Annotated in this window: 5 protein-coding genes and 1 pseudogene; 1 reads left to right on the top strand and 5 read right to left on the bottom strand. The window is 38.4% G+C overall.

The features are described from left to right. Positions 1-153: 153 nt before the first annotated feature. From Hs30E_RS10120 to Hs30E_RS10100, 5 genes are all read right to left on the bottom strand, one after another. Positions 154-744, bottom strand: a complete 591-nt coding sequence (locus Hs30E_RS10120) for an HAD-IA family hydrolase (protein ID WP_172209826.1) — start codon at positions 742-744, stop codon at positions 154-156. Continuing rightward, positions 741-1,646 (bottom strand): DMT family transporter, encoded by a 906-nt coding sequence (locus Hs30E_RS10115; RefSeq protein WP_172209825.1) that lies wholly within the window; start codon positions 1,644-1,646, stop codon positions 741-743. Before Hs30E_RS10115 ends, Hs30E_RS10120 begins: the two co-directional genes overlap by 4 nt. A gap of 141 nt (positions 1,647-1,787) precedes the next feature. Next, positions 1,788-3,260 carry a ribosomal protection-like ABC-F family protein gene (abc-f, locus tag Hs30E_RS10110; protein ID WP_371864152.1) on the bottom strand — a complete coding sequence of 491 codons (1,473 nt, stop codon included), beginning with the start codon at positions 3,258-3,260 and terminating at the stop codon, positions 1,788-1,790. Positions 3,261-3,551: 291 nt separating this feature from the next. Beyond that, positions 3,552-3,860, bottom strand: a complete 309-nt coding sequence (locus tag Hs30E_RS10105; protein ID WP_172209824.1) for a PTS sugar transporter subunit IIB — start codon at positions 3,858-3,860, stop codon at positions 3,552-3,554. Positions 3,861-3,962: 102 nt separating this feature from the next. Continuing rightward, on the bottom strand, positions 3,963-5,198 hold the full coding sequence (locus Hs30E_RS10100; RefSeq protein WP_172209823.1) for an FtsW/RodA/SpoVE family cell cycle protein: 1,236 nt from the start codon (positions 5,196-5,198) through the stop codon (positions 3,963-3,965). A gap of 155 nt (positions 5,199-5,353) precedes the next feature. On the opposite strand from Hs30E_RS10100, the pseudogene Hs30E_RS10095 reads away from it, so the two are divergent. Further along, a pseudogene (locus Hs30E_RS10095) lies at positions 5,354-6,616 on the top strand (ISNCY family transposase); the annotation flags it as partial. Positions 6,617-6,717: the final 101 nt, after the last annotated feature.

The raw sequence follows: 6,717 nt of genomic DNA, 5'->3' as shown, positions 1-6,717 counted from the left end.
ATAGATTCAAAGGTTGGACGTTTAACGCCAACTAGACGTTTAAAATGACTATCGCTGAGTTTCGTGAGGGATTCATAGTTCATGACTATAGTATAACAAATTTTTTTATTTTTGGGAGAAGTCTAATAGTTTATAAACTAAAAATACGATTCGTTATAATTCTAAAATTTCTGCCAATCTACTAATTTGGTATGTTGCCTTAATTTTATTATCATTGCCAAAATAAATCGTGTCAATTTTAGCATTTTGTCCTGCGGTAATATCAAGTTTGCGGTCACCAATCATGACTGCCTGAGTCATCTCATATTTATCAAGCAGATAATTAATCGAATCAGGATTAGGTTTGCGTGGAAAGCCATTGTCAGCAGTCACAACTTCCGTAAAATAACAGATAATATTGGCTGATTTGAGAATGTCAAGGACTTGATTATTTCGGTGGGAAATCATAAAATTTCTCCCACCTTTTTTGACAATGGTGGCAAGCACCCTTGTCGCATCTGCAAACAAAACAGGTTGGGCTAGGGTTTCAGCCTCTCTTTTTTTGTAGATTGCCGTAAAATTAGGCAGACTAGCTGCAAATTTTGAGACAGCAAAGTCTGTTGATACGCGAAGTGCAGTGTAAATCTCATCATAGGCAACATTGACACCAAACGCTTGCAAAGTCATCTTAAAAGCAGTCGCTGACGTTTGATAGTTATCCATCAATGTACCGCCCAAATCCCAAATATAATCCGTGTAACTCATGACTTCCCTTCCTCCAATGAGAGTAAAATAACACTCGTAAGTGTGACAATCATTGAGATAACAGTCACAACATCAAAGCGCATACCAAATAAAATAACACTAAATATCGCTGCAAGAATCGGCTCCATTGCTGCACAAACCTCTGCAACGACTGGCGAGATATACTTGATTGCGCTCATATTGAACATAAAAGCGACAGCTGTGCCGACAACCGCAACCCCTAAGGCTAAAAACAGACTTTTAATTGTCAAGTCAAAGTCTAAACGCCAAACAGGATAGAAGCTATTCATGATGACACCCGCTATCAGCATGGCCCAGCCGACAACGTTTGTGACCTCATAAGTTTGCAAAAGACGTTTAGGCAAAAGCGAGTAAGAGACGACCGCAACCGCCGATAAAAGCCCCAGAAATAGGGCAACTGGCGATAAGGTCATCGTTTTAAGGTTACCATGAGTCGTTAAAAAGAAAATACCGATGAGGGCAATGACGACTAGCACGACTGATTTGAGCCTTGGTTTTTGATGACGAAAAAGCGCCAAATACAAGAGTAAAAAAACTGGTGCTGTAAACTGGAGAACCGTTGCCGTTGCTGCATTTGACACTTGTATACAACCATAAAAAGTTATCTGTACCATGAGAACACCAAAAATCGCATAACCGAACAATTCTAGGTAATTTTTCTTATCTTGCCAAATTGATAAAAAAGCTGATGATTTTTGAAAATAGGAGATGAAAAGCAAGATAATTCCCGCAATCAGCAAACGAAATGAGGTAATCCACAGTGCATTACCCCCAAAATCTTCAAAGAATATTTGCCCGAAAATGCCTGAAAACGCCCAGAAAAAGCCTGCTAATATGGCATATATCGTCCCTTTGAAAATGGTGTTATTGATTTTTTTCATTCTTTTATTTTATCATAATTTTTAAGAAAAATCGGTTATTGTGAAATATTTTTCAATTTTTGGAAGCTATCTGATTTGAGGAATTGATTCACTATGATATATTTTGAATGATTAGACCAGTTTTAAGGCATTTCCAATAAGCTAAAAATAAATCACTTGTTTCAAGTCAATCACTTGGTCAGCGATATTTTGGATAAAAGTTGCATCATGTTCAACGATGATTAGGGCTGGCTTTATGGTCTGTAATAATTTTTTGATTTGTTCATGGTTGAAAACGTCTAAATAATTCAGCGGTTCGTCCCAAATATAGAGTTCGGCTGATTCTGATAATGATTTTGCTAATTCGACTTTTTTCTGCTGTCCCATAGACATTTGTTCGATTTTTTGGTTGAAAACCTCACGTGCCATGCCAAGTTTCCGTAAATTATTGAGAAATGCGGTGTAATCTAGCTGATTTTTTTCGGCAAATGTTTTCAAATCGCCTTGATTGTCCTCATAAATCTGTCTGACACGAGAAATTTTGAGCTTTTTACTCTCGGCAATTGCAACCAATTTGTTCAACAACTGCGTTTTACCAATACCATTTTGTCCTGTAATCGCCGTTATCTGACTGGCTTTTTGCTGAAATTTGATTGGTTCAAAAAGCGCTTGTTCATTATCAAAAGCAACTGTCATATTATCTTCGTTCAACAATAATTTTCGATGACTTGGTTGATAGGCGATTGACAGCGAGTCAACTTTTTCCAGATTTTTCAGCAACTTTTCTTTTTCGACAATTTCTGAGGTCATCCGCCGTTCCAAAATCTTTGATTTTTTCATCATGCGCGCTGCTCGTGTCCCAATAAAACCAGTATCAGCAATTGCACCACTTCCTTTTTTATCGGGCTTGCCGTACTTGTCTTTCTCACGATTTCGTGACCAATTCGATTTATCACGTGCGGTTTTTTTCAATCTGCCAATTTCTGACTTGCGCTTGTTATTTTCCGCCATCTCAAAGGCATCGCGCTGCTTTTTCTGCACCTCATAAGTCGAAAAATTCGTCGCAAGCAGTTCAAGACCATTTCGCTCAATGGCAAGCAGATGATCGGACACAGTGTCTAAAAACTTGCGATCATGACTAGCAACGATATAACCTAAGTTTTTTGCCTGCAAATAAGTCGCAATCTTCGCCCGACTAGCAGTATCAAGATGATTGGTCGGCTCATCTATCAATGGAAAATGCGTTTCATCTAAGAAAAGTCCCGCAAGCAATACCTTAGTTTGCTCACCGCCTGACAAGGTCTCATACGGCCGCCACAAAATATCGCTAGAAAGCCCCAATAAGTTCAATTCTCGCTGAATCTGCCAGTCCTCAAAATCATATAAGTCATCCAAAATAAACTTGGTCAATTGTGTCTTATCGGCAATTTTCTGCGGAAAATAAGTGAACACAACATCTGAATGACAGCTGCCAGAAAATGGTAACTTACCCAGTAACAGGTTCATTAAAGTCGTCTTACCGCGACCATTTCGCCCAACAAGCGCCAGTTTCCAATGCGCATCAAAAATCACTGACACGTCCTCAAAAATCATTTTATCGTCATAACCAAAGGTTATATGTTTTAAGTCAATCAAAAAGCACCTCACTTAATTACCTAAGCCTGAGGTGCGACAAAAAGCCTTGTTCTGTGATAAATTTTAAAAATCGACAAAAACAACACTGTCTTTGTCTCTAAACTGTCTTATCAAGGTGAAAAGTCCGCACTTAAAGCTAAGTCAAAATTCTTGCAAATTTTCATCAGCTTAATTGCGCACTGTTTGCCACCTCGCTAGCACTTGCCAAAGGTGCTAACCTTTCTCTTATTTTTCTATATTTTACCAAAAGAAAAACACTTTTGCAAGTGCTTTTTCAAACTTCTTATGACTTTATTCGCCAATCAATTCGAGCGCAAGGTCAAGACCTTTGTCGCCTTGCATCAAACCGAACATTTGCATTGGCACGTCTTTTACAGGCGTATCAGGGAATTTTTTAGTCACTTCTGCAACCATGTAACGTGCTTGTGGGCCAATCAAGATAACATCTGCTTTTGGTCCTTCTGTGTCAATTTCAGCCAAACCGTATGCCTCAACGTCAAAATCAAGACCGCGAGCATCGGCTTCTTGTTGAATTTTTTGTGCAAAGAGTGATGTTGACATGCCTGCTGAACAGAAAATTCTCACTGTTTTGTCTGCCATTGTACTTACCTTTTGTTTGCTATCTGCAAACGCTTTCTCTTATTTGATAACTTTATTATATCTCAAAAATACCACTTTTGAAAGTGGTATATACTAAATCTGTTATGATACAGTTTTATCTGTTCTATTTTTTGTAATTCTTTTGTAGGGTTTTCGTTTACTTTCTTTTGGAAAATCTGGTAGCTGATTGTACTTCATTGATAGAACTAAGCCTATCCCTATCAAGTTTCCAATGAGCGAACTACCGCCCTGAGAGATGAATGGTAAGGGAATCCCAGTTAGTGGCAAAACGCCGATGTTAGCGCCTATATTTTCAAAAACATGAAAGAGAATCATCATGATAATACCAGTCGAGATGTAAATATAAAACTGGTTGTTAGCTTGAATCGTCACACGAATCATACGATAAATAAGGATAAAATAAAGGAAAATCACGAATGTCGAGCCAACAAAGCCGAAATTTTCGCCAATAACAGTGAAAATCATATCAGACTCACGAACTGGCACACTGATATTAGCAACGTTAAAACCTTGCCCAAATAAGCCACCTGTGCCAATAGCAATCTGTCCTTGAGCTTGCTGATATGTTGTGCCTTGGGCATAGATAAAGGGGTCGCGCCAAGCATCAATTCGAGAAATCTGATATGAATCAACGCCAACAGAAATCAGAAAATCGCGCCCATAATCAACAGTCGTCAGATAGATAATCCCGCCACCAATCAAAGCAACTAACATGACAATTGGTAAAATAATCCGCCACGAAATGCCCGAGACAATCACAATTCCTGCGAAAATTGCCATAAAAACAAGCGCTGTTCCGAAATCTTTTTGTAGATTAAGTAGCCCAATAACAGGTGCTGTTACAAGTAACATGTAAAAAATCAGCAAGAAATCATCACGAAGATGGCGTTGTTTCAGTCGATTTTGAAAGTCAACGACCATGCGCGCCATAAGCAAGGTATAGGAGAGTTTCATAAATTCTGACGGCTGAAAAAGGTTGTTACCACCGAGATAGACCCAGTTTTTAGACCCAGTCGCCGCAAATGTTAGCGGATCAAAATACTTCAGCGGTAAGAGCATGAGAATAATACCTAACACATACAAAATCGGTGTGAATTTCCAAAGCATTTTGGCATTGAATAACATGACAATAAACGCCACCACAATTCCCGCAGCACCCCAAGTAATCTGCTGTGTCATCACTGAGCTAAGGCGATTGGGGTAATCATGACTGGTCGCGATATACAAGACTAAAAAGCCAATCATTATCAACAAAAAGGCTGGCAAAATCAGCCCATATTCTATTCGACTATCAAAAGTTAATTTTTGTTTTTTCATGTCCTTTTATTATACCGCTTTGAGAGAGAAAATGAAAGATTTAATTTCGCTTTTAAGTTGCCTTATCATTCGAAAGTGATAATGTCTTAAGTAGGTCGAAATACAAAATGTCTCAAAATGTTAAACTAATAACTATGAAAAGGATATCACTCACGATGGATGAAACAAAAAAATATCACACAATTAAGGCAGTACACGATGGGAGGAAGAAGAAAGAACGTGCTAGTGTAGAACTAGGAACAACAATACGACAAGTTGATAGATTGTTAAAAGCCTATGATACAAAAGGAAAGGCTGCTTTTGTACACGGCAATAGAGGTTCAAGACCTATGCATGCCATGTCATTTGAGACTAAAGAAAGGATTGTTAATCTATACAAAGCATTCCAAGAAGCTAAACCAAACATCAAACACTTTACGGAAATATTGACTGAGAACTATGACATTCACTACTCGGATACAACAATACGTACTGTAATTTATGGAGCAGGATTATTATCTCCTAAATCGCAACGTAAAACTAGAAAGAGAATAAAGGCACAACTCAAGAAACAAAATAAAGAAAAACAAGTGAAGTCATTGTTACCCAAAGCTGATGAAAAATTGGTGCTACACGAAAAAGCTCACCCTAGTCGCCCTAGAAAGAAATATCGTGGTGAGCTACTACAAATGGATGCAAGCTCGTATCCTTGGTTTGGTGGCAAAATCTCACATCTGCACGTTGCGATTGATGATGCCTCTGGAAACATCGTAGGTGCTTATTTTGATACGCAGGAGACGCTCAAAGGCTATTATCATGTCTTACATCAAATCCTGGCGAAACACGGCATTCCTAACGCTTTTCTAACCGATAAGCGCACCGTCTTCGAATATCAATCCAAAGCCATGAAGAAAGTGGAGGAAGACACATTTACACAGTTTGGTTTTGCTTGTCATCAGCTTGGCATTGATATCAGGACTTCTTCTATACCGCAGGCTAAGGGACGCGTAGAGCGGCTTAATGGCACATTACAATCTCGCTTGCCGATTGACTTACAAATGGCGGGGATAACATCAATTGAGCAGGCTAACGCATTTCTAAAACAATGGATTAGCAAGTTTAATCGCAAATTCGGAAACAAGACCAAAGAAACAGTTTTTGAAAAGGCACCCTCTACCTCTAAAATCAATTTACTATTAGCTCGCGTAACTAAACGCGTCGTTGATAGTGGCCATCATATTCGCTACAACAATAATTTCTACTTACCAATTGAGGCCGATAAAGATAAATACTTTACAAAGAAATCTAAGGCACTTGTTATTGACGCATTTGACGGTGAAATTTATATCAATATTGATGAAAAGATTTACGCGTCAAGAAAGCTCTTAGCACATGAATTGCACTCACAAGAATGGCTCTTTGTCAAATCGTGTGGGAAACTCCTTTCCCCTAAAAAGCAAGTAACTGATTAGTTGCTTGTTTTTTAATTTATTAAGGTTTTATTCATGAGTAGGATCCGTTTCTTAAAGTTTTTAAACCT

The organism is Pseudolactococcus hodotermopsidis, assembly GCF_011170085.1.
GTDB classification, from domain to species: Bacteria; Bacillota; Bacilli; order Lactobacillales; family Streptococcaceae; genus Pseudolactococcus; species Pseudolactococcus hodotermopsidis.
Note: the sequence above shows the minus strand (reverse complement) of the source record. Positions and strands in the feature narration are given on the sequence as shown.

Excerpts from the sequence above, each read along its gene's own strand:
- Hs30E_RS10120 (WP_172209826.1), bottom strand. The coding sequence starts at position 744 with ATGAGTTACACGGATTATATTTGGGATTTGGGCGGTACATTGATGGAT.
- Hs30E_RS10115 (WP_172209825.1), bottom strand. The coding sequence starts at position 1,646 with ATGAAAAAAATCAATAACACCATTTTCAAAGGGACGATATATGCCATA.
- Hs30E_RS10105 (WP_172209824.1), bottom strand. The coding sequence starts at position 3,860 with ATGGCAGACAAAACAGTGAGAATTTTCTGTTCAGCAGGCATGTCAACA.
- Hs30E_RS10100 (WP_172209823.1), bottom strand. The coding sequence starts at position 5,198 with ATGAAAAAACAAAAATTAACTTTTGATAGTCGAATAGAATATGGGCTG.